This is a genomic window from Pedobacter ginsengiterrae, from assembly GCF_039537385.1.
Lineage (GTDB): Bacteria > Bacteroidota > Bacteroidia > Sphingobacteriales > Sphingobacteriaceae > Pedobacter > Pedobacter ginsengiterrae.
The window spans coordinates 191,886-217,510 of sequence record NZ_BAABAK010000004.1; the positions used below are offsets into that span (position 1 = coordinate 191,886).

The following is a 25,625-nucleotide window of genomic DNA, read 5'->3' on the forward strand; positions in this document are numbered from 1 at the left end:
ATTAGATAAAAACAATGCTTGCATAGTAATTTTGTTATTGCTAAGTTTATTAAAATATTTTTTATCGAAATTGTAAAGGCTTTTTTATGCTGGATAAAAACTTTTTTTGATGAATAGGCATTAAAGATTTATATCTTTTATTGTTTGATTTTTTTAACTTAACCAAATATTACAAATCATATGGCTGCAGCAATTAAACGAGTTTTCGATCTCTTAAAATATAGCCTTGAGCAACCTCAGCAAGAATTCATAAACGGAAAAATAAACGGCAAATGGATAAATTATAGTACAGCAGAGTTTTGCGAAGTAACTGATAATTTAAGTCGTGGTTTAATAAGGCAGGGAATTGGAAAAGGAGGGCGTGTTGCAGTAATGTCTCATAACAGGCCCGAATGGAATATTGCCGATTTTGCCGCAAATCAAATTGGAGCGTATCAAATTCCACTTTATCCAACGCTGGCCGATCATGATATCCAATTTATATTAAAAGATGCAGAAATATCAATCATATTTGTTGCAGATGAAGATTTGTATAAAAAAGTTAAACCAAATGTCGAAGCGGTTAACCCGAATGTAAAGATATACACATTCAATGAAGTTAATGGAGCTGATAACTGGGTAAAGCTTACCGAGGAAGGGAAAAGTAGCTCCGAAATTAACCTCGATGAATACCGTGATAAAATTCAGCCTGAAGATATTCTTACCTTAATTTACACTTCTGGTACAACAGGAACACCTAAAGGCGTAATGTTAACACACGATAATCTTGTCGCAAATTTTGTAAACTCTTCGGTTGTAATGCCAGAAGGGGTACACAAGGGATTGAGCTTTCTTCCGTTGTCTCATATATTTGAACGCATGATTATCTATCTGTATCTATTTAATCGTACTTCTGTTTATTATGCAGAAAGTATGGATACAATTGTAGCCGATATTCAACATGTTAAACCTAATTCCTTCTCAACGGTTCCGCGGTTATTGGAAAAGGTTTACGATAAAATTATGGAGAAAGGCAAGGCGCTTTCTGGAATTAAGAAAGGAATTTTCTTTTGGTCGGTTGCTTTGGCAGAGAAATACACAACGGATGCAAGCGCCTGGTATAATTTTAAATTGGGAATTGCCCGTAAGCTTGTATTTAAAAAATGGCAGGAAGCATTGGGCGGAGAAATCGTGGTAATTGTTTCGGGCGGTGCTGCTTTAAATCCGCGGTTGGCAAGGATTTTTTGGGCAGCAGGTATGCCTGTTTTTGAAGGATATGGTTTAACAGAAACCTCTCCAGTCATTACGGTTAATCATTTCGGAGGAACAATGTTCGGTTCGGTTGGTGAAGTAATTAAAGGGGTTGAAGTTAAAATTGCACAGGATGGAGAAGTTTTAACCCGAGGACATCAAGTAATGAAAGGTTATTACAACCGACCTGATTTAACTGCAGAAGCTATCGATAGCGACGGATGGTTCCATACTGGCGATATTGGTGAATTGGTTGATGGCCGTTTTTTGAGAATTACAGATCGCAAAAAGGAAATGTTTAAAACTGCGGGAGGTAAATATGTTGCTCCTCAAATGCTCGAAAATAAATACAAAGAGTCTATTTTTATTGAACAAATAATGGTTTTAGGCGAAAACAGAAAATTTCCATCAGCTTTAATTGTGCCTAATTTTGAAACGTTGAAAACCTGGGCTGGAAGAAAAGGAATAACCTTTACATCAAACGAAGAAATTATTAAAAACGAACAAGTTTTAGCTAAGTACAAAGAGGTAATAGATGTGGCAGGAGTTGATTTTGGTAAATGGGAGCAAGTTAAACGCTTTGTGCTTTTGCCGAAAGAATGGAGTATTGATGGTGGCGAATTAACGCCAAAGTTAAGTTTAAAACGAAAAGTAATTACTGAAAAAAATAACAGTATAATTGAAAAAATTTATAAAGATGCAGAAGATTACAAAGCGCCAAATTAGTATTTCTTTTTTAAGCTATTTTTTAGTTGTCTGTTTAATATCTGGCTGCGTTAGCGGTCAGCTAGGTAAAAATAATAGTGGCGAATACAAAAACGGCATGGTTGTTTCTGCCCATCCCAAAGCTTCAGAAGTTGGTATAGAAATTCTAAAAAAAGGTGGTAATGCCGTTGATGCTGCGGTTGCAGTTCAGTTTGCTTTGGCCGTAGTTTATCCAAATGCTGGTAATATAGGTGGTGGTGGTTTTATGGTTTACCGCTCATCAAAGGGCGAAATCAGTGCACTCGATTTTAGAGAAAAGGCTCCAGCAAATGCAAGCAGAGATATGTATCTTGATTCTGTTGGAAATCCTATAGTGCCTAAGAGTTTGTATGGTCAACTTGCTTCTGGTGTTCCCGGATCAGTTGATGGAATGGTTGAAGCGCATAAAAAATATGGTAAATTAAGTTGGGCAGCAGTTATCCAACCAGCTATTGATTTAGCTCAAAGCGGCTTTCCTATTACAAAACTCCAAGCTAGTGAGTTAAATAATATGCATAGAAATTTTATGAAATTTAACCCACAGGGTACTGCGTTTGTTAATCTTGAATCAACTTGGAAGGAAAATGATTTGTTGGTTCAAAACGAGTTAGCCAATACCTTAAAATTAATTCAGGAAAAGGGGAGAGCTGGTTTTTATGAAGGCAACGTAGCCGATTCTATAGTAGTCGAAATGCAAAAAGGTAAAGGCTTAATTACAAAAGAAGATTTAAAAAATTATCACTCTGTTTGGCGTAAACCAGTTACAGGAACCTATAGAGGATATAAAATTATTACCATGCCTCCAACTTCAAGTGGGGGAATTGCATTGGTACAACTGTTGCAATCTGTAGAACCTTATCCCCTAAAAAAATGGGGTCATAACTCAGATTCCACAGTTCAGGTAATTGTAGAGGCAGAAAGACGGGTTTATGCAGACAGAGCAACGCATTTAGGAGATCCTGATTTTTATGCCGTTCCTCACAACGAATTGCTAAGTGCAGATTACAATAAAAATAGAATGTCTACTTTCAACTGGACAACAGCAACTCCAAGTAGTTCTGTTTTAGCTGGCGTTGTTAAGGGTAAGGAACACGAAGAAACAACGCATTTCTCAATTGTAGATAAAGATGGAAATGCCGTTTCAATTACTACAACTTTAAATGGCTCTTATGGTTCTTTTGTAGCTGTTAAAGGTGCTGGTTTTCTGATGAATAACGAAATGGACGATTTTTCTGTTAAACCTGGAGCGCCAAATATGTATGGTTTAGTCGGCGGTGAGGCTAATGCTATTGCGCCAAATAAAAGGATGCTGAGTTCGATGACGCCAAGTATAGTAGAAAAAGATAATAAATTATTTATGGTGGTTGGTACGCCAGGTGGCTCGACGATAATAACTTCTGTGTTTCAAACAATTATAAATGTTATAGATTTTGAAATGCCTATGCAATCAGCTGTTGCGGCTAAAAAATTCCATCACCAATGGTTGCCAGACGAAGTGTATGCAGAAAAAGACGCTCTGGATAGTTTAACTACTGAAAAACTAAAAGCTAAAGGTTATAAAATTGTTCCCCGTGGTGCCATTGGAAGGGTAGATGCGATTTTGAAAACAAAGTGGGGGTCTTATCAGGGAGGTGCAGATCCACGAGGCGATGATAAAGCAATTGGTTACTAATTGTTGATAAGTTTAAAATTATTTTCTAATAAAAATCTTTTTGGTATGACAGTTGTTAGAGGTGTGTGACGCTTGTTAACGTTAATTAGAAAAGATATGAAATTAAATTTATTTAAATCCTTGCCGGTAGCATTAGCCGGTTTATTTGTAGGTACTGCTGCTATGGCTCAGGAACCAGCAACAACAACACCCCAGTTCAGAACTTGGTCTATTGGTGTAAACGCAGGAGCGTTAACCCCACTTTCTCCGCTAGGTGGAAGAAACGACTTCAGTAATAACAAAACTAGTTTTGGTTACGGATTGTATATCAAAAAACAAATTACAAATTATTTCTCTCTTCGTTTGGATGGAGTTGCAGGTAAATTAAAAGGTGATAATACCGAAGCTTATGATAGTGGTTTCACTAACACAAGTACTGTTTCTGCTTTCGATACTAAATTAAACTATTCAGCAAGCTTAAATGCGGTTGTTAATATGTTTAATATCGATATGTTTAAAAAGGAAAATGCAATTCAGCTTTATACATCTGTTGGTGCTGGTTTAGCAGGTTACAAACCAACTGTTACTACGGCAGGTGGAACATCTGCTTATGCTGGTGGTAAAGCAATTAGCGAATTAATTATTCCAGTTGGTTTAGGTGCTAAATTTAAAGTATCTGATGGTGTTAATATCGATTTAGGTTGGACTATCAACTTTGTTGATGGAGATAACTTAGATGGGTTATATAAAAACGGAAATAACGATAAATACAACTATGCTTATGCTGGTTTAGAGTTTGCATTAGGTAAAGGAAAACAATTAGCTTTCCATAATCCAGTTGCAGCAACTTATGATGAGGCTTTAGCTGCTAAAAATGCTGCAAACGCATTAAAAGGCGATTTAGATGCTCAAAAAGCTGAAAATGCAAAATTGCGTTCAGAAATGGCTGATTTGTTGAAAGATACAGATGGTGATGGCGTTGCTGATAAATTAGATAAATGCCCTGGAACACCTTCAGGTACTGTAGTAGATGGTTCTGGTTGTCCTTTAAAAACTCCAGAAAAAGTTGTTGAAAAAGTTGTTGTTACAGAAGAAGATCGTAAAGTTGTTAATGAAGCAATTAAAAACTTAGAATTCGATTTAAACAAAGCTACTATTCGTGCTAAATCTTTTGCATCGTTAAACAGAGTTGCAGCTTTATTAGTTCAGAAAAACTTCAGCTTGAAATTAGCAGGTCATACAGATAACACTGGTTCAAAAGAATTAAACTTACGTTTATCTAAAGCTAGAGCAGAATCTGTAAAAGCTTACTTAGTTGCTCAAGGTGCTAATGCATCTCGTATCGAAGCTACAGGTTACGGAATGGGTCAGCCAATTGCATCAAACAAAACTGCAGCTGGTCGTCAGAAAAACCGCCGTGTAGAGTTTACGCTTTACTAGTCAGTTTAAAATATATTGCAAAAGCGGTGTCGATTTAATCGACATCGCTTTTTTTATGGAATAGATTTGATAATCTTTTTGATCTCGATTAAATCGTTCATTTCAAAATTTGTAGACTGAGGGACGAATTTTTGATAAATAATTTGACTATCCTTGCTATCATAAACACTAATGATCTTATCGTTAGAGCGTTGTGTGTATATTAGGTATTTAATTGGTGTGTTTTTGTTTAAAATTAAACTATCCATTTCAGAATAAGAAGCAAATTTTAACTTGTAGGTGTATGGCTCCTGGGCAACCTCATTGTTATTATTTTTTGTCCCAGTAGAACGGGCAAGACTGAATAGCTGCCTAATATACTCGGGTACATATAAGGTTTCTTTTGAAAGTTGAGGTAACCGTGTTTTATTGTAAAATTGAAAATCTAAGTATTGACTTCTTTGCGTATTTAATCCATCATTTATCTGTTTTAAATAACCAGCTAAAAAGCCAGGCGACCAATTGTAAAACTTCGAGTTGTTGTATAATTGATTTAAAAGATCGGATTTAGGCCCTCTTCTTGCAGCCATTCTTCCACTTATTTCTTTAACAAGTAAATCTGTAAAAGCATCGGTTGATAAGTTTATTGTGGCTAATATGCTTTCTTCTTTTTGCTTAGGTTTTTCTGAAGGAGTAATGAGTTTTAGGGCATAAAAAACGTTTACGTTTGTGGAGTTATCGATAGTTTCGCTATAACCATCAAAATAAAATAACGAGTAGCTGGAAGAAGCTATATCGTATTTCGCAAGTTCATTAGGCTTAATTATTTTAAAAGGAGTAATTGTCCAAACTTTTTTAATCGCTTCATTAAATTTTTCCAATTCCGGATAATCGTTATATTGTAATGTGAAAAGTGTGGTGGTTGTTTTAAAACCATCTAGTTTTGCTTTTTGCGCTGCCTCAATTCCAAAATAAGAAACCTGGCCTTTGCAAATTACGCCGATTAGGAGAACAGGAAAAATTAATAATATTTTTTTTATAAGTAGCATAGCTAAGTGTTTTCATTTGTGCAGTTCAATTATAAGAATCTTTTGACAAAAATTCTTCATTTTGCTATTGCATTAACAAAATACATTCATTAGCTTTGTTATGCAAGCATAATAAATTTAACCAAATGAAGCAACAACAAACATTAGATTATCACGTTAAGTTTGCCTGGCAAAACATGTTTAATAAGTACAACCAAATGGCTGCAGGCTTTGGTATTACACAGGCAATTGGTTATATGCTTATTAATATTGATGATGTTGATGGCACAGCAGTTTCGAACTTAGCTGCGTTGCTTGGTGTTAAAGCAACAAGTCTTTCTCGCATGTTAAATAATATGGAAGATGCCAAGCTTATTTATCGCGAAACTTCTGCAGGAGATAAACGTTCAGTAAAAGTGTTTCTAACTGATTTTGGGAAGGAAAAGAAACAATTAGCCAAAGGCGTTGTTCGAAAGTTCAATGAATATCTTGATGAACATTTTTCTAAAAAGGAAAAAGAAACTTTCATCACATTGTTGATAAAATTAAATGATATAACTGTAGCATATACTGTTGATTAATATGAAACGAAGCATTAATAAAGTTGCCGTTTTAGGTTCAGGTATTATGGGGTCGCGTATTGCATGCCACTTCGCCAATATTGGTGTAGAGGTTTTGCTTTTAGATATTGCTCCGAAAGAACTAAGCCCAGAAGAACAGGCAAAAGGACTAGCATTAGATAATCTGGTAGTAAAAAACCGAATTGTTAATACAGCTTTGCAAACTGCTGTTAAAACAAATCCATCTCCAGTTTATTCTAAAAAAGTATTAAACAAAATTAAGACGGGGAACTTCGACGATGATATGCCGAAAATTGCCGCCTTTGATTGGGTGATTGAAGTGGTAGTCGAAAATTTAGACATTAAGAAAAAGGTTTTCGAACAGGTGGAGCAATTCCGTAAACCTGGTACATTAATTACTTCTAATACTTCGGGTATTCCAATTCATTTAATGGCCGAGGGTAGAAGTGAAGATTTTAAAGCGTATTTCTGCGGAACACACTTTTTTAATCCGCCTCGTTATTTAAAATTATTGGAGATTATTCCAACGCCACATACCAAACCTGAGATTGTTGATTTCTTGATGCATTACGGTGATAAATTTTTAGGTAAAACCACGGTTTTATGTAATGATACGCCTGCTTTTATTGCAAACAGAGTTGGGGTTTATTCCATAATGGCACTGCTACATTTGGTTGAAAAACTAGATTTAACTGTTGAAGAAGTTGATAAATTCACTGGTCCAGCTTTGGGCAGACCGAAATCGGCAACTTTCCGTACTTCGGATGTGGTTGGTTTGGATACCATGATTAAGGTAGCTAAAGGACTATATGATAATTGTCCTGAAGATAAAGCGCATGAGCTGTTTAAACTTCCTGAGTATGTTAAAAAAATGGAGGAGAACAAATGGCTTGGTGATAAAACCAAACAGGGTTTCTATAAAAAAACTAAAACTGCTGAAGGAAAGACCGAAATCCTTGCGTTGGATTTAAAAACCTTAGAATATAAACCTCAGCAAAAGGTAAAATCGGCTACTTTAGAAATGACCAAGCCTGTTGAAAATCTTCGTGAACGCATGAAGATTTTCGCCAAAGGAAAAGATAAAGCGGGCGAATTATTCCGCCATTCTTCTTTCGGTTTATTTGAATATGTATCAGATCGGATTCCTGAGATTTCTGACGAATTGTATCGTATTGATGACGCGATGCGTGCAGGTTTTGGTTGGGAACTTGGTCCGTTTGAGCTTTGGGATGCCGTTGGTGTGAAAGAAGCGATTGAGGGAATGGAGCAGTACGGAAATAAAGCTGCGGCTTGGGTTCAGGAAATGCTTGATGCTGGAAATGATGCATTTTACAAAGTAGAAGGTGGTGTTAAGAAGTATTATGATATTCCAACAAAATCTTACAAAGCTTTACCAGGAACCGATGAGTTTATCATTCTGGATAATATCCGCGAGAATAAAACCCTTTGGAAAAACTCTGGTGTTTCGATTATTGATTTAGGCGATGGCATTCTGAATGTAGAATTCCATACCAAAATGAATACCATTGGTGGGGATGTCATCTCTGGAATTAATAAAGCTATCGATATGGCCGAGAAAGATTACCGTGGCTTAGTAATCGGTAACGACGGTGCAAATTTCTCTGCTGGTGCCAATGTGGGTATGATTTTCATGATGGCGGTTGAGCAGGAGTGGGATGAGTTGAATATGGCCATCAGAATGTTCCAAAACACTTCGATGCGCATTCGTTATTCATCAATTCCTGTTGTAGTTGCGCCACACAATTTAACTTTAGGCGGTGGCTGTGAGTTTAGCTTACATGCAGACCATGTTCAGTTATCGGCTGAAACCTATATGGGTTTGGTTGAGTTCGGTGTTGGAGTAATTCCAGGTGGAGGTGGAACCAAAGAATTCGCTTTACGTGCTTCTGATGAATATAAGGACGATCAGATTGTTCAAAATGCTTTGAAAGAGCGTTTCTTAACGATTGGTATGGCGAAAGTTTCTACTTCTGGTTATGAGGCTTACGAATTGGGTTATCTACAAAAAGATAAATTCTCCATATCGATGAACCGCAACCGTTTATTGGCCGACGCAAAAGCCAAGGCAATTGAATTGGCTGAGGCTGGTTATACAAAACCAGTTCAACGTACAGATATTAAAGTATTGGGTAAGCAAGGTTTAGGAATTGTCTACGCAGGTGCAAATAGTATGTATGCTGGGCATTTCATTTCTGAACACGATAAAAAAATCTCTGAAAAATTAGGTTACGTAATGTGTGGTGGCGATTTATCATCCCCTACAGAAGTAAGCGAGCAATATTTATTGGACTTGGAAAGAGAAGCGTTTTTATCACTTGCGGGTGAGCGAAAATCTTTAGAACGTATTCAATCGATTATAACCAAGGGGAAACCGTTGAGGAATTAGATAGTAGATATGAGGTTTGCTTAGCCACTTCCTCATTGCGAGGCACGAAGCAATCTTACAACTAAGGGTTTTTCTACTGCATTAAGATTGCTTCGTGCCTCGCAATGATGGCAAGAGTCAGGAAAATGCGTATAATAAAAACATAATATTGGCTAGCGCCATAAGAAATACTAAATAAAATGGAAGCATATATTATAGCAGGATATCGTACAGCAGTGGGCAAGGCGCCCCGTGGCGTATTCCGTTTTACGAGAGCTGATGATTTGGCTGCAGAAGTGATTAGAGCTTTGGTAGCATCGGTTCCGAATTTAGATAAGGAACAAATTGACGATGTAATTGTAGGTAATGCTACACCAGAGGCAGAACAGGGCTTAAATATTGCCCGTATGATTTCGCTGATGGGCTTGGATACGGACAAAGTTCCAGGTGTTACGGTAAACCGTTATTGTGCATCGGGTTTAGATACGATTGCGACTGCGGTTGCGAAAATTAAAGCTGGAATGGCGGATTGCATCATCGCAGGCGGTGTGGAAGTGATGAGTGGAATGCCTTTCGGTGGCTGGAAATTAGTGCCGAATGCGGAGGTTGCAAAGAACAATCCAGATTGGTATTGGGGGATGGGTTTAACTGCCGAAGCGGTTGCAAAAGAATATAACGTGAGTCGCGAAGACCAGGATGCGTTTTCTTTGAAATCTCATGAAAAGGCGATTCAGGCTATTAAAAATGGTCATTTGAAAGATGGGGTTTTGCCCATTACAGTGAATGAAAATTACCTGGATGAGAACTTGAAAAAGAAAACACGCTCTTATGTAGTGGATACAGATGAAGGTCCGCGTGCTGATACGACGTTAGAAAAACTGGCAAAATTGAAACCAGTTTTTGATGCGGTTGGAAGTGTTACAGCAGGTAATTCATCGCAAACATCTGATGGTGCTGCATTTGTTTTGGTGGTTTCTGAAAAGAAAATGAAAGAATTAAATGCAGAGCCAATCGCGAGGTTAGTAAGTTATGGAGTGGCTGGTGTTCCGCCAAGGATTATGGGGATAGGTCCGATTGAGGCAATTCCGAAAGCATTAAAACAAGCGGGGTTAAAGCAAGACGATATTGATTTAATTGAATTGAACGAGGCTTTTGCTTCACAATCTTTAGCAATTATCAGAACATTGGATTTAAATCCTGATATCATTAATGTAAATGGTGGAGCAATTGCATTGGGCCATCCGCTTGGATGTACAGGGGCTAAATTATCGGTACAAATGCTTAACGAATTAAAAAGACAGAATAAAAAATATGGTATGGTTACCATGTGCGTAGGTACCGGGCAGGGCGCAGCAGGGATTTTTGAGCTGTTTTAGGCATATCGTCATTGCGAGTTACGAAGCAATCTTAATGCTTTATGCTGATAATAACGATGGTTTTAGGATAACTTTATGCCACTCAATGACGACCGTATTAGGCAAAAGAAAAGGCCATAAAATAAAATTAAGCGATTCACTTGATACTCGCTACTAGATACTATTAAAATGGAAACAACTGAAAAAAAAACAATTAAAGGCGGCGAATTCTTAATTAAAGAAACGGTTTACCAGGATATCTTTATTCCTGAAGAATTTGATGAAGAGCAACAAATGATTGCGCAAACTTGTCGCGATTTTTTAGAAGCTGAAGTTTATCCAAATTTAGATAAAATTGATAAACAGGAAGACCCAGAGTTAATGCCAACGCTTTTAACCAAAGCTGGCGAATTGGGGATTCTTGGGGTTTCTGTTCCTGAAGAGTACGGAGGTTTTGGTAAAAACTTTAACACTTCGATGTTGGTTGCTGATGTAGTTGGTGCTGGGCACTCATTTGCAGTGGCGCTTTCGGCGCATACCGGAATTGGTACTTTGCCAATCCTTTATTACGGAAACGAAGAACAGAAAGCCAAATACATTCCAAAATTGGGTTCTGGCGAATGGAAAGCAGCTTATTGCTTAACGGAACCTAATTCAGGTTCAGATGCAAATTCTGGAAAAACCAAAGCCGTTTTAAGTGCTGACGGTCAACATTACATCATCAACGGGCAAAAAATGTGGATTACCAACGGTGGTTTCGCAGATATTTTTATCGTTTTTGCAAAAATTGATGATGATAAAAACTTAACTGCTTTTATTGTAGAGAAAGATTTTGGTGGCATTACCATGAATCCAGAAGAACATAAAATGGGAATCAAAGGTTCTTCAACGCGTCAGGTTTTCTTTAACGATTGCGAAGTTCCAGTTGAAAATATGTTGAGTGATCGGGAAAATGGTTTCAAAATCGCAGTTAACATTTTAAACATTGGTCGTATAAAATTATCAGCTGCGGCAATTGGTGCCTCAAAAGCAACATTAAGCACAGCAATTAATTATTCAAATGAACGTAGCCAATTTGGCCGTTCGATCTCTAAATACGGGGCTATTCGTTTCAAAATTGCCGAAATGGCTTCGAAGCTTTATGCTGTTGATGCAGCGAACTATCGTGCAGGACAAAATATTGATGATACTTATGATCAATTGGTTGCAGGTGGAATGGAATCAGGTAAAGCAAGATTAAAGTCTGTAGAGCAGTTTGCGGTTGAATGTGCCATTTTAAAAGTTTGGGGTTCTGAGGCGTTGGATTATACTGTAGATGAAGGTGTTCAAATTTATGGTGGAATGGGTTTCAGTGCAGACGCACCAATGGACAGGGCTTATCGTGATGCTCGTATTAACAGAATTTTCGAAGGAACGAACGAAATTAATCGATTGCTAACCGTTGATATGATGTTGAAGCGAGCCATGAAAGGCGAATTGGATTTAATGGGGCCAGCCACTGCTGTTGCTGCCGAATTAATGAGCATTCCTGATTTTGGCGAAGAAGACACTACATTATTTGCTTCTGAGAAAAAAGTTTTAGCGAACCTAAAAAAAGCGACTTTGATGGTTGCTGGTGCTGCGGTTCAAAAACTAATGATGACTTTAAGTAAAGAGCAAGAGATTTTAATGAACATTGCAGACATGGCAGGCTATGTTTATGTACTGGAATCAGCTTTGCTAAGAACCGAGAAATTGGTTTCGTTGCGCGGCGAAGAAGCTTCAGCGGGTCAGTTAGATTTATTGAAAATTTATATGGTTGAGGCTGTTGATGGCATTGCCAAAGCGGGTAAAGAAGCACTTTGGGCATTTGCCGATGGTGATGAACAACGCATGATGTTGGTGGGTTTACGTCGTTTTACCAAGGTAGAACCTTTTAATGTTAAAGATGCTCGTCAAAGAGTCGCTCAGAAATTAATTGAAGCAAATAAATATATTTTTTAAGGCTTTAAAGCTCAAAAATTAAAGACCAAAGCAAAAAGACAAAACCTGAAAGAACTAATGCGGTATAAAAACCGAATTGGTATCATTGGTGGTTAATAGTCTTTTATCTTTGGTCTTTTTAACTTTGTCTATTTGTTAAATTTGGTTAAAAATTGTGGCATCCGTATTAAAAGCTTATTTTTGCGGACTATGATTAAGATTAAGCACTTTTTATTGCTGGTATGCATTGCTGGATGTTTTGTTGCCTGTAAAAAAACAGATGTAGGTGATGTGTATGATCCTGTTCCGCAATTTAAGGCAGATACTACAGCAATTAGAGCTTACGTTAAAGCAAATAATATTGCAGTCTTAAAAAACGAGCAATATGGCGTTTTCTATCAAATTATTGCTGCAGGTGCTGGAAATGTTACCTATACTTCAACTACCCAAATTAAAGTAGATTATGAAGGTAGATTACTTAATGGGACAATTTTTGATGCTTCTAAAGGGACTTCACCACAATTTACATTGGGAGGACTTATTCCTGGATGGCAAATTGGAATTCCTTATATACAAAAAGGTGGGCAAATTAGGCTTTTCATCCCTTCATATTATGGGTATGGTAATGCCGCAAATGGATCAATCCCTGCAAATTCAATATTGGATTTTACGATCACTCTTAACGATATCCCAAACTAAATGAATAAAAATTTATTAAAATTTGCTGCTTTTAGCTTTTTGCTTATTTCAGTATTATTTACTTCCTGCAAAAAGGATGAAAACGCTGATGAACAAATTGCGGAGTTTATTCAAAACAATAATATTAGTGCAACAAAACATTCCTCTGGCTTATATTATCAAATTATTAAACCTGGTTCAGGATCATTTACCTATCCATCGAGTACTAAAATTACAATTAAGTACGAAGGCAGGTTATTAAATGGAACTGTAATTGATAATGGTAATGGTGTTGAAAATACCTTTCAGCTGGCGCAGTTAATAGAAGGCTGGAGAATAGGTATTCCACTTATTCAGAAAGGTGGTGAAATTAGATTGATTATTCCGTCTAATTTAGCTTATGGAAGCCAGGCTACGGGGCCTGTACCTGCAAATTCGGTTTTAGATTTTACGATACAATTGATAAACGTACAATAATTAATGAAGAACTTTACAAAACTTAGCCTGTTTACTTTTTTACTGGCTACTATATTATTTACATCTTGTAAAAAGGAGTATGAGTCTATTCAATCGGTAGATGAGAGTGCTATTCAAGCTTACATTAAACGTAATAATCTAACATTTACTAAAGATCCTTCGGGCTACTATTATAATGTATTAACTCCAGGTGCTGGTGCAGATTTAAAAAATTCTGATTCTGTTTTTTATTCATTCACTTTTAAGTCCTTGAATGGCCAAATTCTTAATCAATCATCGGATGTTATGATACCAGGAACTTTTTTAGGTTATACTGATAGATTTACAATAAACTCTTCACCATTTGATTTTGTTCCAGTAAGAGAGGTTTTGTCAAAATTAAAAAGAGGTGGAACTGCTACGGTGATTATACCTTCAAACATGGCCTTCGGTAAAAATGGAATACCCTCACTTGGAGTTGAATCAAATGAAAATATTCGTGTTGATTTAGGAATATATACTCAGTCGACCAGACATGAAATAGACGAATTGGAAATTGATAATTTCTTAAAAGCAAATAGTTTAACTGCCATCAGAGATTTGTCAAGGGTTAGATATATTGTTACACAGCAGGGGACAGGTGTAGACCCGATTTCAAGCTCAAGTACATTGTCGGTAAATTACACAGGCAGACTTCTAAGTGGAAGTGTTTTTGACGCTACGGAAGGTACAGCATCATCGTTACCCTTGTCTGGAACTATAAAAGGCTGGGATATTTTAAGAAATTTTAAAGCAGGAACAAAAGTTAGAATATTTATTCCATCAGATTTAGGTTATGGTCCAGCTGGTAATGGCACAATTCCTGGTAATGCTGTTCTGGATTTCGACATTGAAATTGTGAGCGTTACGAATTAAGCGCTTCCTTAAAAACTTTAAGCACTCTTTCGCGTGCAAATGTATGCTCAACTATTGGTTGGGCATATTTTTTTGTACCATATTCTGGTACCCATTTTTTAATATATTCAAATTTCGAATCAAATCTTTTGGTTTGTAATTCGGGATTGAAAACCCTGAAATAAGGTGCTGCATCGTTGCCCGAACCTGCTGCCCATTGCCAACCACCAACATTGCTTGCCATTTCATAATCAAGCAATTTTTCGGCAAAGTAAGCCTCGCCCCAACGCCAATCTATTAACAAGTGTTTGGATAAAAAACTGGCCACAACCATACGAACGCGATTGTGCATCCAACCAGTTTCGTTTAGTTGACGCATACCTGCATCTACAATCGGATAACCCGTATTACCCTTACACCAAGACTTAAACTCTGCCTCGTTATTTCGCCATTTAATTTTATCGTATTGCTTTTTAAACGAATCGAAAGCAGCGTATGGAAAATGCCAAAGAATCATCATATAAAATTCCCGCCAGGCTAATTCCGAAAGCCAAACATTTGATTTTTCCTTAATGGCGTCTTGCACAGCTTTTCTAATACTCAAAGTGCCAAACCTTAAGTGTAATCCAATATGAGTTGTTCCATCATTAGCAGGAAAATCTCTTTCCTGCCCATAATCTGCCAGCTTATTCTTGTAGCTAATTTCAGGGAAGTTTAGTTTACTTTCTTCAAATTCCATCTCTTTTAAAGATGGAAATGAAAGGTTTTTTGTTTTAAACAGGTTTTTGAAATACTTTTTTGTAGGATAAGATTTTGTGTAAAAACCATCTAGCTTAGCCTGCCATTGTTTATAAAAAGGTGTAAAAACCGTGTATGGCGATTTATCGGCTTTCAAAATTTCGCCTTTTTCAAAAATAACCTGGTCTTTATAGGTTTTAAACGCAATTTTTTCGCTAGTTAAAAACTCAGCCATATTATCATCACGTTCGCGAGCATAAGGCTCATAATCGTGATTGGTGTAAATTTCTTTTACCTCATAATCTTTTAATATTTCTGTCCATATTTTTTCTGGAGTACCGTACTTAACTAACAAGTCAGAATCTTTAGCTCGAAGTTCTTTTTTGATGTTTTCTAATGTTTGATAGATAAAGGTTACACGGGCATCATCTTTAGCGCATTTGTCTAATATGTTTTTATCAAAAATAAATAACAGTAGGACTGGATAATCACTTTTTAGGGCATGGTAAAGTGCTGCATTATCTTCCAAACGTAAATCGCGGCGAAGCCATAAAATATTAATAGGGTGCATTTTTATTAGGTAAAGCGAGTAAATTGTTTAATTGGGAAAATTATGATATTCAGTTCATTGATAAACTTATTTGTAAATGTCTTTTAATGCATCTTCGATTCTGGTGAATTTGAATTTAAAACCAGCGTCAAGAAGTTTTTGTGCAGAGCAATTATTACTCATTAAAACGGCTTCAACTCTTTCTTCCAGTAATAATTCGACAACTCTTTTTGGAACTTTAATTGGCCAAAACGGGCGATGAAGTTGTTTCGCTATCGCTTTTGTTAAAGCGGAATTAGTTACAGGAAAAGGAGCACAGGCGTTGTAATTACCTTCTATTTTCGGATTCTCTATAGCGTCAATATACATTTCAACCATATCTTCGTGGTGCAACCATGGCACCCATTGTTTGCCCGAACCAATTGCCGAACCTACAAATAATTTTACAGGCAAAGCCAATTGCGGTAATGCACCACCACGTTTGCTTATTACAATTCCAGTCCTAAGTTTTACTATTCTCAGGCTCAGTTTCTTGCCTTGGTCTACAGCATTTTCCCAAAGTTTGCAGCATTTAGCTAAAAAACCAAAACCATTCGGGCTTTCTTCTGTAAGAATTTCATCGCCGCAATCGCCATAATAACCAACCGCCGATGCCGAAATAAAAGACTTAATGTTATGATTTCCAGATGCTTTAATGGCTTTATAAAGTAATTCCGTAGATTTTACACGACTATCAATGATTAGTTTTTTCTGTTCTGCTGTCCATTTTTTATCTGCTACAGGCTCACCAGCCAGATGTACAACAGAATCTACATCCGTTAGGCAATTGTAATCAATTTGGCCTTTAAAAATATCCCAAACATAGTTATTTGGGTCATTGGTTTTTTTTCGGGAAAGTGTGTTTACTTTATAGCCTTTGGTAATCAAATGCTTTTTAAGTTCAGTGCCCACAAGTCCGCTCGCTCCCGTAATTAGAATCTTTTTCACCATTCTTTTAAAACACTAAAGATACGAAAGGGTTTGAGCTGTGGTATTATTTAGAGTTGTAATAATTAGAGAGAAATTTGTAAAAATCAATTCTGCATTAAACAAAGTTTCCACGTAAAATAGCTATTATACTTACGTGGAAACCTGATCGCCTCGAAGATTACATTCCTGCTAAAATTTTGCTTTTTGGTGCTTTTACTGAATAACTTAGTTTAATAGTTTTAGTTTCGTTTGGTGCTATCTTTAAATTCCACGAAAGCATTCCGGTTTCTTTATTTACTTCTGCACCACTACTTTCTAATAATTCAATTTCTACATCACTTTGTGTTGATAATGGATATTGGTCTTTAAGAGACAATTCAATAGCTTCTTTCTTTGTGTTTCTAATTTTTATCAGATAAGTAAATGCCTGTTTCTTATTACTGCCAATAAACTTTGTGCTACTATAATCTTCTTGTTTTTCTTTGGTAATGATGATTTTTTTGTCTTTACCCATGCTTAAACTCAAAGTATCCAAAATATTTGCTGGGTTGATAAAGGATTTCCCCGTATAAGTTCCTTCGAAAATAATATTTGCATTGCCCGCCTGTAAATTCAGCTTTTCCCAATCTAAAACATCTGCTAATAAATAAGCATCTAAACTTAATCTTGGAGCTGCATAATATTTATATTTTGCTGGAACTTCATATTCTTTAAAAGCAACAGTATGAGGCTTATTGTCGCTATTAATATCATACGGAATATCGATATCGAAAGTTACGCCAAGTTGACTTTCGTTAACTGATGTATAATTGTTTACCGTAGAAACGGATGCTGCGATTGCTTTTTTTTCGGCTTTTGCATATCCAACAACTACAACATCGTTCAGCATATTCGCTTCTCCAAGAGGCGATGCCATTCCTCTAATTCTTACACCCGAAGAACTTCCTGCTAGGCTTTGTTGAGCAGGCGAATAAACTGAAACAAACCAAGGATTTAAAGTAGGTGCGGTAATATTATAATTCGGGTTTCCTGTTGATAAGGAAAGCTTCACTTTTTTCCAATCTAAACCAGTATTTTGTGTAATTGCACCCTTGTAAACAATCCCCAAAGGAGTTGAAGTATTAATAGCTTTAACATCGTAGCTTGCTAACCAATTAGCGTTTGGCGTAACATAAGTAATATTATAATTCGCATTTACGTTTTCTTTTGCCAGGAGTTGTAAAACCAACTGGCCGAGTTGCTGATTGGGATTGTTTCTTAACTCTGCCAATTGCTGTTGTAAAGCATTTAATTTTCGGGTTTGTTTCTCTTCGGTTGCGCTAATTGCCAATATAGAATTACGGACTTCGGTGCTCTTTGCCCGATAATACTCTGCAAGTTTAATTAACTCAGCAACATTAGTACCTGTATTGGAACCGCCAGATTTTCTATTTTCATCTAGCAAAACCAAAGTTTGTTCTTCAATGGTTTTTGCATTTTTTGTTTTAGAAAGCTCAGTATTTACTGTTTTAATGCTGTCGTTTAAAAGTTTTATTTCGGGATTTGCAGCATCAGTATTTAAGAAATCGCGATTAAACTGAACAGCTAAAATGGTTACACCTGCAGAAACTCCCACTTGTATAGAACTTTCGTTAACACGACCCGAAATATTATTGATTACAATTTCTGATGTTCCTGATGGGAGATTAACTTTTCCAGTATGCGTTAGTTGTGCGCCATTATTGTAAACTGTTACGCTTTCTAAAGCGGCTTTACTTTTTATTTGCTGTTGAGCATAAACACTTAAGGGGAATAAGAATATCGTTAAAAATCGTTTCATTTTGTGTTTGTGTTAAGTTTAAATTTTAGAGCAATGATGCGCCAGCAAATGAGATTCCATAAGAAAATAATATTTTGTTGAGGATTTGTAAAGAATTCGACATGTTTTTGATGCGGAGAAAAAATACAATAAATTTGTAATTACGGTCTTTAACACACTTTTCTACATAACGATGTCTAAAAAAATTCTAGTTTGGTTTAGAAACGATCTTCGCTTACACGATAATGAAATGTTGGTGGAGGCAATTGCTAAGTCAGATTCAATTTTGCCAGTTTACATTGTTGATCCACGTATTTTTGAAGAAACTAAATACGGCACATTAAAAACTGGGAGCATCAGAGCGCAATTTATACTCGAAAGCGTTGGTGCTTTAAGAAATTCATTAAAACAAATTGGAGGCAATCTTTTAATTGCTAAAGGCGAACCCGAAGAAATTATTCCAGCTTTGGCTCAGGAATATGAAATTAACGAAGTTTATCATCACCGCGAAGTTGCTGATGAAGAAACCCAGGTATCAACATTGGTAGAAAATGGACTTTGGAAGCTGCGTATTAATCTTAAACACTTTATTGGTCATACTTTATACAATAAGGAGGATTTACCTTTCCCGATTAAAGATATTCCGGATGCATTTAATCAGTTTAAAAAGAAAATTGAACGCGATGCAATTATTAAACCCTGTTTTTTAGCGCCCGATAGAATTAACGTTGCTGAAGTAATTGATTGGGGAAATATTCCAAGTTTAGCCGATTTAGGTTTAGCTATTAAAGAAAAGGATATACGATCTGATTTTGAGTTTGTTGGGGGTGAAAGTGAGGGGATAAGCACATTGCAAAAGGTTATAATAGCCATGAAACAAGCTGCTACCACAAAAAACTTAATTCTTGCCTCAAAACTATCAGCCTGGCTGGCAATGGGAACTTTATCGCCGAGAAAAGTTTATTGGGAAATCAAAAAAATGGAAAGCACACCAAGCACCAAGGCCATGTTTAACCATGTATTACTTGGTTTGCTTTGGAGAGATTATTTCCGGTTTATGTTTAAAAAATATGGTAATACTTTTTTTAAACCTAATGGTTTTGGTAGTCAGGGCGTGGTAGATGAGGCTAATGCAGTTGAGAATTTCAATAACTGGAAAACTGGGCAAACTGGGTTCGCGGTAGTTGACGCAGTTATGAATGAATTAAATCAAACGGGGTATATATCTAATATTGCCCGACAAACTGCGGCTTTATTCTTAATAAATAATTTAGAAGTAAGCTGGATTTTAGGTGCGGCATATTTTGAAGAAAAATTAATTGATTATAATCCGGCAAGCAATTGGGGTAATTGGGCAAATATGGCAGGTGTAGGGAACGATCAAAAAACGAAGAGTGCTTTTGATTTGGATAAAAACATAAAAAATCTTGATCCAAAAGGAAATTACGCCACAATTTGGGCTTCTTAAAAATAATCGATTGAGTGAATTTGAATAATATAATAATCTTCTTCGGGATGGTATTGTTCTTGCATTTAAAGATCAAGAATTCAATTATTATCAATAATAATTCTATAATTCAAAAAATCTCATTTTAATATAGTTTTTTACCAATTATATAAGGTAAAATTCTAATTTTGTAATGCTTATAGTAAACAGTTAATAATGGGTAGTTTATCTTATCTTAATGGCGAAAACGCCGAATATATAGATTCTTTATATCAGTCGTATCAGCAGGATCCTGAATCAGTTGAATTTGGTTGGCAAAAGTTTTTTGAAGGTTTTGATTTTGGAAGAGGATCTGAAACCACTGCAGTAACCGTAGAAACTCCAGAACAATTCTTAAAAGAGGTTAATGTTTTAAATCTGATTGATGGCTATCGTAGTCGCGGTCACTTGTTTACGCATACCAATCCGGTACGCGAAAGACGTAAACATTTACCAACATTAGATTTGGCTAATTTTGGCCTATCTGATGCAGATTTAGAAACCGTTTTCAACTCTGGTGTTGAAATTGGTATCGGTGCAGCAAAATTGAAGGATATTGTTGCTTTCCTAAAACAAACTTATGCACATTCAATTGGTGCAGAATTTAAATTTTTACGTACACCAGAAGTTTTAAACTGGATTCAGGGTAAAATGGAAAGCGCACGTAACACGCCAAACTTTTCAATCGAGGAGAAAAAACGTATCCTTAAAAAACTAAATGAAGCTGTAAGTTTCGAAAATTTTTTAGGGACGAAGTTCTTAGGACAAAAACGTTTCTCGTTAGAAGGTGCAGAAGCTTTAATCCCAGCTTTAGATTCGGTTATCGAAAAAGGTGCAGAATTGGGAATTGAAGAATTTGTAATTGGTATGGCGCACCGCGGTCGTTTAAACGTGTTAGCGAATATCATGCAAAAAACTTACAAAGATATTTTTGCTGAGTTTGAAGGTAAGAGTTATAATCCAGAAACACCTTTTGGAGGTGATGTAAAATATCATTTAGGTTATTCTACCGATGTAACTACTAATGCAGGTAAAAGCGTTCACTTAAGTCTTTGCCCAAATCCATCGCACTTAGAAACTGTTGATGGTGTGGTAGAAGGCATGAGTCGTTCTAAAATCGATTTCAAATATGGCGGCGATAACAGTCGTTTAGCTCCAATTTTGATTCATGGTGATGCCTCTGTTGCTGGTCAAGGTATTGTTTACGAAGTAATTCAAATGGCTGGTTTGGAAGGTTATAAAACCGGTGGAACCATTCACCTGGTAATTAACAACCAAATTGGTTTTACTACAAACTATAAAGATGCCCGTACAAGTACATACTGTACAGATATTGCTAAAGTAACTTTATCGCCAGTATTTCACGTAAATGGCGATGATCCTGAAGCTTTGGTTTATGCTATTAATCTGGCAATGGAATATCGTCAGAAATACAAAAATGATGTTTTCATTGATATTTTATGTTACCGTCGTTTCGGTCACAATGAGTCTGATGAGCCTAAATTCACGCAGCCTTTATTGTATAAAACAATTGAAAAACACCCTAATCCAAGGGAAATATATATTGAGCAATTAACCAAAGAAGGTAAATTGGAAGCGGGATTGGCAAAAGAAATGGAAAAGGATTTCCGTGGAATTTTACAAGAACGTTTAAATGAAGCAAAAGAATTTGTTGCTGGAGACACTGAAGTTAAATTTGGCGGTGCATGGGCAGACCTGCGTATGGCAACTCCAAAAGATTTCGAAACTTCTCCTATTACAGCAGTTAAAAAATCTACTTTATTAGAAATTGGTAAACGTATTACAACTTTACCAACAAATAAAAAATTCTTCAAAAAGATTGAAAAGCTATTTGCTGAACGCAGTAAAATGGTTAATGAAACTAATGTTTTTGATTGGGCAATGGGCGAGCAATTGGCTTATGGTACTTTGTTATCAGAAGGTAAGCGAGTTCGTTTAAGTGGCCAGGATGTAGAACGTGGTACTTTCTCTCACCGTCATGCGGTTTTAACTTTAGAAGATAGCGAAGAAGAATATGTACCATTAGCAAACATTTCAGATCAGCAAGCACCATTTGATATTTATAATTCACACTTATCAGAGTATGGAGTTTTAGGTTTCGAATATGGTTATGCAATGGCTAACCCGAATGCTTTAACCATTTGGGAAGCACAATTTGGTGATTTCTTTAATGGGGCACAAATTGTTGTAGATCAGTATATTGCGAGTGCAGAGACGAAGTGGCAACGAGAAAATGGTTTGGTAATGTTATTGCCTCACGGTTACGAAGGTCAGGGTCCTGAACATTCATCGGCACGTATCGAACGTTTTATGGAGCTTTGTGCAGATTACAATATGCAAGTTGTGAATTGTACTACACCTGCAAACTTCTTTCATGTTTTACGTCGCCAGTTTAAACGCGATTTCCGTAAACCGTTAGTGGTTTTCTCACCAAAAAGTTTATTGCGTCACCCAGCTTGTGTTTCTAAATTAGAAGAGTTTACAGAAGGGGGTTTCAAAGAAGTAATTGATGATGTAAATGTTAAAGTTGCAGATGTAACTCGTGTAGTTTTCTGTAGTGGAAAAATCTATTACGAATTACTTGAAAAACAACAGACGGATAAAGTTAAACATGTTGCAATTGTTCGCGTTGAGCAGTTATATCCAACACCTGTTGATCAGATGGAAGCGATTACGAAAAAATATAAAAATGCAGATGAGATTTTCTGGGTACAAGAAGAGCCAGAAAACATGGGTGCATGGCCGTACTTATTCCGCAAATTGTATAAAACTGGTTTAAAAGGTATTGATGTAATTTCTAGAAGAGAAAGCAGCAGTACTGCAACAGGTTTTGCAAAACAACATGCTAATCAACAAGCTTATATTTTAGCGAAGGCATTAGAAGTTTCTGTAAAACAGGAAGAAGTTAAAAGTGCAACTAAAAAAGCGAGTAAAAACCTAGCAGAAGCCGATTAAGGTTGAGGGTGAAAAGGTGTAGGGTTGAAGGTTTCCTATCAATAGCTTACATATTGAATTTAGACAAAACATCAAAGAAAATACAATTTTAAAAATATGAGTTTAGAGATAAAAGTTCCACCAGTTGGTGAGTCGATAACCGAAGTTGTTTTATCGCAATGGTTAAAAAACGATGGCGATGTTGTTGAAATGGATGAAGTTATTGCTGAGTTAGAATCAGATAAGGCTACATTCGAATTAACTGCAGAGCAAGCTGGAACTTTAAGAACCATAGCTGCTGAAGGCGATACTTTAGCTATTGGCGCAGTAGTTTGTAAAATTGAAGATGGTGGCGCAGCGCCTGCAAAAGCTGATGCTCCTAAAACAGAAGAAAAGGCAGTAGTTACTGAAGATAAAACAGCAGCACCAGTTGCTGAAAAATCTGGTGAAAGCTACGCTACAGGAACTCCATCTCCTGCAGCTGGTAAAATTCTTGCTGAAAAAGGTATTGATGCTGCTGCTGTAAAAGGTACTGGCATTGATGGTCGTATTACTAAAGATGATGCTGTAAATGCTGAGGCTGGTAAAAAGGCTGAAGCTCCAAAAGCTAACGCTCCAGTTGTTGCTGCTCCTGCAGGCGCACGCTCTGAGCGTCGCGAAAAAATGTCGCCATTACGTAAAACCGTAGCAAAACGTTTGGTTGCTGTTAAAAATGAAACAGCAATGTTAACTACTTTTAACGAGGTTAACATGAAACCAATCATGGATTTACGTGGTAAATACAAAGATTCTTTCAAAGAAAAACATGGTGTTGGTTTAGGTTTCATGAGTTTCTTCACCAAAGCGGTGACTGAGGCATTAAAAGATTTCCCCGCTGTAAATGCTCGTATTGATGGCGAGGAGATTGTTTATAATAACTTTGCTGATGTTTCGATTGCAGTTTCAGCTCCAAAAGGTTTAGTTGTACCAGTTATTCGTAATGCAGAGAGCATGAGTTTAGCTGAAATTGAAAAATCTGTTTTGGCTCTAGCTCTTAAGGCTCGCGATGGTAAATTAACAATCGAAGAAATGACTGGCGGTACATTTACAATCACTAATGGTGGTGTTTTTGGTTCGATGATGTCTACACCTATTATTAATGCGCCACAGTCGGCCATTTTAGGTATGCATAATATTATTGAGCGTCCTGTTGCTGAAAAAGGTGAAGTTGTGATTCGTCCGATGATGTATGTTGCTTTATCTTACGACCACAGAATTATCGACGGACGTGAATCAGTAGGTTTCTTGGTTCGTGTAAAACAATTACTAGAAGATCCAGCTAGATTATTATTGGGCGTTTAATCCCAGTAATATCTTAAGAACATTCATACTACAAGCCTTAACATTTTTTGTTAGGGCTTTTTTTATACAAATGTAAACCCGTCATTGCTTCGTGCCCCAAAATGATCAACACATACACCATTATTCATTAGCTTTTCAAGCTGTCATTTCAAGTGAGAAAATGCCGAATCGATAATTTTTATCTTATTCCTAAGATTTCTTGGCTTTGCTAAAAATGACGATACAACTATTATATTAGCGCATGAAATTTACTTTCAATCTAAAATTCCTAATCATTTTTATCACAATTTTCGTTGTTGAAGTTTTGATTGCCAAATACCTTAATGATGCTTTTATTCGTCCTTTTGGAGGGGATGTTTTGGTAGTGGTTCTGATATATGCTTTCTTTAGGATTTTTCTCAAAACAAATAATAAAAAGCTAGCTCTAGGTGTGTTGATTTTTTCTTTTGTAATTGAGTTTTTGCAAGGCTTGCATTATGTTAATTGGTTTGGCTTGGAGAATAATAAGTTTTGGAGTACAGTTTTAGGTACTTATTTTACTGTTTATGATTTGCTGGCCTACTTTGTAGGTTATTTGATTTGTTTGTTTTTTAAGGATTGAAATGGGTAATAATTTGTCATTCAGAGGAACGAAGAATCTGTTTCATTAGTTGCTGATGCTTCTTGTTTCAATATTACATAATATTCAAAGTTGCCGCATCCAAAAGATTAATCTCACTCTCGTTTTAAATGATAGAGAAATTTAAATCTGCATCCTCAACAGCGCCTCGTAAGGATCTCCTTGCAAATTCAATAACCTGGTAAAGGCTGGCTCTGTTTTGTGTCCTTGTTTTTTTAATTCAATGATTTGCATTCTAAAATCTTCGCCTTGTTCTTGAAGTATTTTATGCTCAATTAGCATATGGCGGTAAGCATTTTGCTGTTTTGTTGGAATATTTTGGCCAAAGATTTCGATTTCAAAATCATCTATAAAGAAATTTGCTTTTAGAGCGTTAAACTTTTTGTTTTTCGTAATATTAAAGCCTCGCTCATGTTTGAAATGGTATGTCAAGTCATTTTCAAATTTTTTATCATCCTGGGCGGAACAAATTATATCTAAATCACTGTTTTCGATGTCTATATTAATCGGGATTGTACCAGTTAAAATTGGATTATATTGAGCGAGGTTTTCCAGAATTGCACGTTCAGTTAAAACCTGATAAGCTTTTCTTTGTCTTTCGGTTCCTGTTTTTAGATAAGATATATCAAGAAAATTTATCATTTCTAGGCGTTTTGCGGCTTTTGTTTCTTATGGTATCCAAAGTTACTAAACCCGATAGTATGAATGCCAATGCAATGTAATTCTGACGTGAATTTTTCGATAAAACTTGGTTAAAGTACAGGTTTCATTGGCAGTAAGGATAG

The 25,625-nt window shown here is 36.3% G+C and carries 19 protein-coding genes; 14 read left to right on the top strand and 5 right to left on the bottom strand.

The features are described from left to right. The first annotated feature begins 180 nt into the window (after positions 1–180). The 3 genes from ABD692_RS05565 to ABD692_RS05575 all read left to right on the top strand — a co-directional run bounded on the left by ABD692_RS05565 (position 181) and on the right by ABD692_RS05575 (position 5,065). Positions 181–1,956 (top strand): AMP-dependent synthetase/ligase, encoded by a 1,776-nt coding sequence (locus tag ABD692_RS05565; RefSeq protein WP_344765688.1) that lies wholly within the window; start codon positions 181–183, stop codon positions 1,954–1,956. Beyond that, a complete protein-coding gene (gene ggt / locus ABD692_RS05570; protein WP_344765690.1) occupies positions 1,928–3,646 on the top strand; it encodes a gamma-glutamyltransferase in 1,719 nt (572 codons plus the stop codon). The genes ABD692_RS05565 and ggt overlap by 29 nt, the downstream gene beginning before the upstream one ends. A gap of 96 nt (positions 3,647–3,742) precedes the next feature. Next, complete coding sequence (locus tag ABD692_RS05575) at positions 3,743–5,065, top strand: DUF6089 family protein (protein WP_316764790.1); 1,323 nt, start codon at positions 3,743–3,745, stop codon at positions 5,063–5,065. A 53-nt stretch (positions 5,066–5,118) separates the two neighbouring features. On the opposite strand, the gene ABD692_RS05580 is transcribed toward ABD692_RS05575, so the two are convergent. Further along, positions 5,119–6,093 (bottom strand): hypothetical protein, encoded by a 975-nt coding sequence (locus ABD692_RS05580; protein ID WP_344765693.1) that lies wholly within the window; start codon positions 6,091–6,093, stop codon positions 5,119–5,121. Between the two features lie 125 nt (positions 6,094–6,218). Here ABD692_RS05580 and ABD692_RS05585 point away from each other — a divergent pair, with 125 nt between their 5' ends. The 7 genes from ABD692_RS05585 (at position 6,219) to ABD692_RS05615 (ending at position 14,405) form a co-directional block, all read left to right on the top strand. After that, complete coding sequence (locus ABD692_RS05585) at positions 6,219–6,653, top strand: MarR family winged helix-turn-helix transcriptional regulator (RefSeq protein WP_316764786.1); 435 nt, start codon at positions 6,219–6,221, stop codon at positions 6,651–6,653. 1 nt (position 6,654) lies between these two features. Further along, positions 6,655–9,060, top strand: a complete 2,406-nt coding sequence (locus ABD692_RS05590; RefSeq protein WP_344765695.1) for a 3-hydroxyacyl-CoA dehydrogenase/enoyl-CoA hydratase family protein — start codon at positions 6,655–6,657, stop codon at positions 9,058–9,060. A gap of 179 nt (positions 9,061–9,239) precedes the next feature. Beyond that, the gene (locus ABD692_RS05595) at positions 9,240–10,415 is read left to right on the top strand and encodes an acetyl-CoA C-acyltransferase (RefSeq protein WP_344765697.1); all 1,176 of its coding nucleotides are present in this window, start codon (positions 9,240–9,242) and stop codon (positions 10,413–10,415) included. A gap of 168 nt (positions 10,416–10,583) precedes the next feature. Then, positions 10,584–12,377: an acyl-CoA dehydrogenase family protein gene (locus ABD692_RS05600; RefSeq protein WP_344765700.1), complete on the top strand. Its 1,794-nt coding sequence runs from the start codon at positions 10,584–10,586 to the stop codon at positions 12,375–12,377. A gap of 189 nt (positions 12,378–12,566) precedes the next feature. Beyond that, complete coding sequence (locus tag ABD692_RS05605) at positions 12,567–13,055, top strand: FKBP-type peptidyl-prolyl cis-trans isomerase (protein WP_344765702.1); 489 nt, start codon at positions 12,567–12,569, stop codon at positions 13,053–13,055. Continuing rightward, positions 13,056–13,511: an FKBP-type peptidyl-prolyl cis-trans isomerase gene (locus ABD692_RS05610; protein ID WP_344765704.1), complete on the top strand. Its 456-nt coding sequence runs from the start codon at positions 13,056–13,058 to the stop codon at positions 13,509–13,511. Positions 13,512–13,514: 3 nt separating this feature from the next. Further along, positions 13,515–14,405 (top strand): FKBP-type peptidyl-prolyl cis-trans isomerase, encoded by an 891-nt coding sequence (locus ABD692_RS05615; RefSeq protein ID WP_344765706.1) that lies wholly within the window; start codon positions 13,515–13,517, stop codon positions 14,403–14,405. On the opposite strand, the gene ABD692_RS05620 is transcribed toward ABD692_RS05615, so the two are convergent. The 3 genes from ABD692_RS05620 to ABD692_RS05630 all read right to left on the bottom strand — a co-directional run bounded on the left by ABD692_RS05620 (position 14,395) and on the right by ABD692_RS05630 (position 18,460). Further along, the gene (locus ABD692_RS05620; protein ID WP_344765708.1) at positions 14,395–15,693 is read right to left on the bottom strand and encodes a cryptochrome/photolyase family protein; all 1,299 of its coding nucleotides are present in this window, start codon (positions 15,691–15,693) and stop codon (positions 14,395–14,397) included. The genes ABD692_RS05615 and ABD692_RS05620 overlap by 11 nt on opposite strands. A gap of 66 nt (positions 15,694–15,759) precedes the next feature. Then, a complete protein-coding gene (locus tag ABD692_RS05625) occupies positions 15,760–16,662 on the bottom strand; it encodes a TIGR01777 family oxidoreductase (protein WP_344765710.1) in 903 nt (300 codons plus the stop codon). A gap of 157 nt (positions 16,663–16,819) precedes the next feature. After that, positions 16,820–18,460 carry a DUF4139 domain-containing protein gene (locus ABD692_RS05630; protein ID WP_344765712.1) on the bottom strand — a complete coding sequence of 547 codons (1,641 nt, stop codon included), beginning with the start codon at positions 18,458–18,460 and terminating at the stop codon, positions 16,820–16,822. Positions 18,461–18,632: 172 nt separating this feature from the next. On the opposite strand from ABD692_RS05630, the gene ABD692_RS05635 reads away from it, so the two are divergent. The 4 genes from ABD692_RS05635 (at position 18,633) to ABD692_RS05650 (ending at position 24,822) form a co-directional block, all read left to right on the top strand. Beyond that, the gene (locus ABD692_RS05635; protein ID WP_344765714.1) at positions 18,633–19,907 is read left to right on the top strand and encodes a DASH family cryptochrome; all 1,275 of its coding nucleotides are present in this window, start codon (positions 18,633–18,635) and stop codon (positions 19,905–19,907) included. Between the two features lie 195 nt (positions 19,908–20,102). After that, complete coding sequence (locus ABD692_RS05640) at positions 20,103–22,901, top strand: 2-oxoglutarate dehydrogenase E1 component (protein ID WP_316764756.1); 2,799 nt, start codon at positions 20,103–20,105, stop codon at positions 22,899–22,901. A gap of 96 nt (positions 22,902–22,997) precedes the next feature. Further along, on the top strand, positions 22,998–24,221 hold the full coding sequence (odhB, locus tag ABD692_RS05645) for a 2-oxoglutarate dehydrogenase complex dihydrolipoyllysine-residue succinyltransferase (protein ID WP_344765719.1): 1,224 nt from the start codon (positions 22,998–23,000) through the stop codon (positions 24,219–24,221). Positions 24,222–24,462: 241 nt separating this feature from the next. After that, the gene (locus ABD692_RS05650; protein WP_344765721.1) at positions 24,463–24,822 is read left to right on the top strand and encodes a ribosomal maturation YjgA family protein; all 360 of its coding nucleotides are present in this window, start codon (positions 24,463–24,465) and stop codon (positions 24,820–24,822) included. Between the two features lie 141 nt (positions 24,823–24,963). Here ABD692_RS05650 and ABD692_RS05655 read toward each other — a convergent pair whose 3' ends face one another. After that, entirely contained in the window at positions 24,964–25,482 is a 519-nt protein-coding gene (locus ABD692_RS05655) for a DUF4269 domain-containing protein (protein ID WP_344765723.1), read from the bottom strand. Positions 25,483–25,625: the final 143 nt, after the last annotated feature.

Coding starts and splice junctions, on each gene's coding strand:
- ABD692_RS05565 (WP_344765688.1), top strand. CDS start 181: ATGGCTGCAGCAATTAAACGAGTTTTCGATCTCTTAAAATATAGCCTT.
- ggt (WP_344765690.1), top strand. CDS start 1,928: ATGCAGAAGATTACAAAGCGCCAAATTAGTATTTCTTTTTTAAGCTAT.
- ABD692_RS05575 (WP_316764790.1), top strand. CDS start 3,743: ATGAAATTAAATTTATTTAAATCCTTGCCGGTAGCATTAGCCGGTTTA.
- ABD692_RS05580 (WP_344765693.1), bottom strand. CDS start 6,093: ATGCTACTTATAAAAAAAATATTATTAATTTTTCCTGTTCTCCTAATC.
- ABD692_RS05585 (WP_316764786.1), top strand. CDS start 6,219: ATGAAGCAACAACAAACATTAGATTATCACGTTAAGTTTGCCTGGCAA.
- ABD692_RS05590 (WP_344765695.1), top strand. CDS start 6,655: ATGAAACGAAGCATTAATAAAGTTGCCGTTTTAGGTTCAGGTATTATG.
- ABD692_RS05595 (WP_344765697.1), top strand. CDS start 9,240: ATGGAAGCATATATTATAGCAGGATATCGTACAGCAGTGGGCAAGGCG.
- ABD692_RS05600 (WP_344765700.1), top strand. CDS start 10,584: ATGGAAACAACTGAAAAAAAAACAATTAAAGGCGGCGAATTCTTAATT.
- ABD692_RS05605 (WP_344765702.1), top strand. CDS start 12,567: ATGATTAAGATTAAGCACTTTTTATTGCTGGTATGCATTGCTGGATGT.
- ABD692_RS05610 (WP_344765704.1), top strand. CDS start 13,056: ATGAATAAAAATTTATTAAAATTTGCTGCTTTTAGCTTTTTGCTTATT.
- ABD692_RS05615 (WP_344765706.1), top strand. CDS start 13,515: ATGAAGAACTTTACAAAACTTAGCCTGTTTACTTTTTTACTGGCTACT.
- ABD692_RS05620 (WP_344765708.1), bottom strand. CDS start 15,693: ATGCACCCTATTAATATTTTATGGCTTCGCCGCGATTTACGTTTGGAA.
- ABD692_RS05625 (WP_344765710.1), bottom strand. CDS start 16,662: ATGGTGAAAAAGATTCTAATTACGGGAGCGAGCGGACTTGTGGGCACT.
- ABD692_RS05630 (WP_344765712.1), bottom strand. CDS start 18,460: ATGAAACGATTTTTAACGATATTCTTATTCCCCTTAAGTGTTTATGCT.
- ABD692_RS05635 (WP_344765714.1), top strand. CDS start 18,633: ATGTCTAAAAAAATTCTAGTTTGGTTTAGAAACGATCTTCGCTTACAC.
- ABD692_RS05640 (WP_316764756.1), top strand. CDS start 20,103: ATGGGTAGTTTATCTTATCTTAATGGCGAAAACGCCGAATATATAGAT.
- odhB (WP_344765719.1), top strand. CDS start 22,998: ATGAGTTTAGAGATAAAAGTTCCACCAGTTGGTGAGTCGATAACCGAA.
- ABD692_RS05650 (WP_344765721.1), top strand. CDS start 24,463: ATGAAATTTACTTTCAATCTAAAATTCCTAATCATTTTTATCACAATT.
- ABD692_RS05655 (WP_344765723.1), bottom strand. CDS start 25,482: ATGATAAATTTTCTTGATATATCTTATCTAAAAACAGGAACCGAAAGA.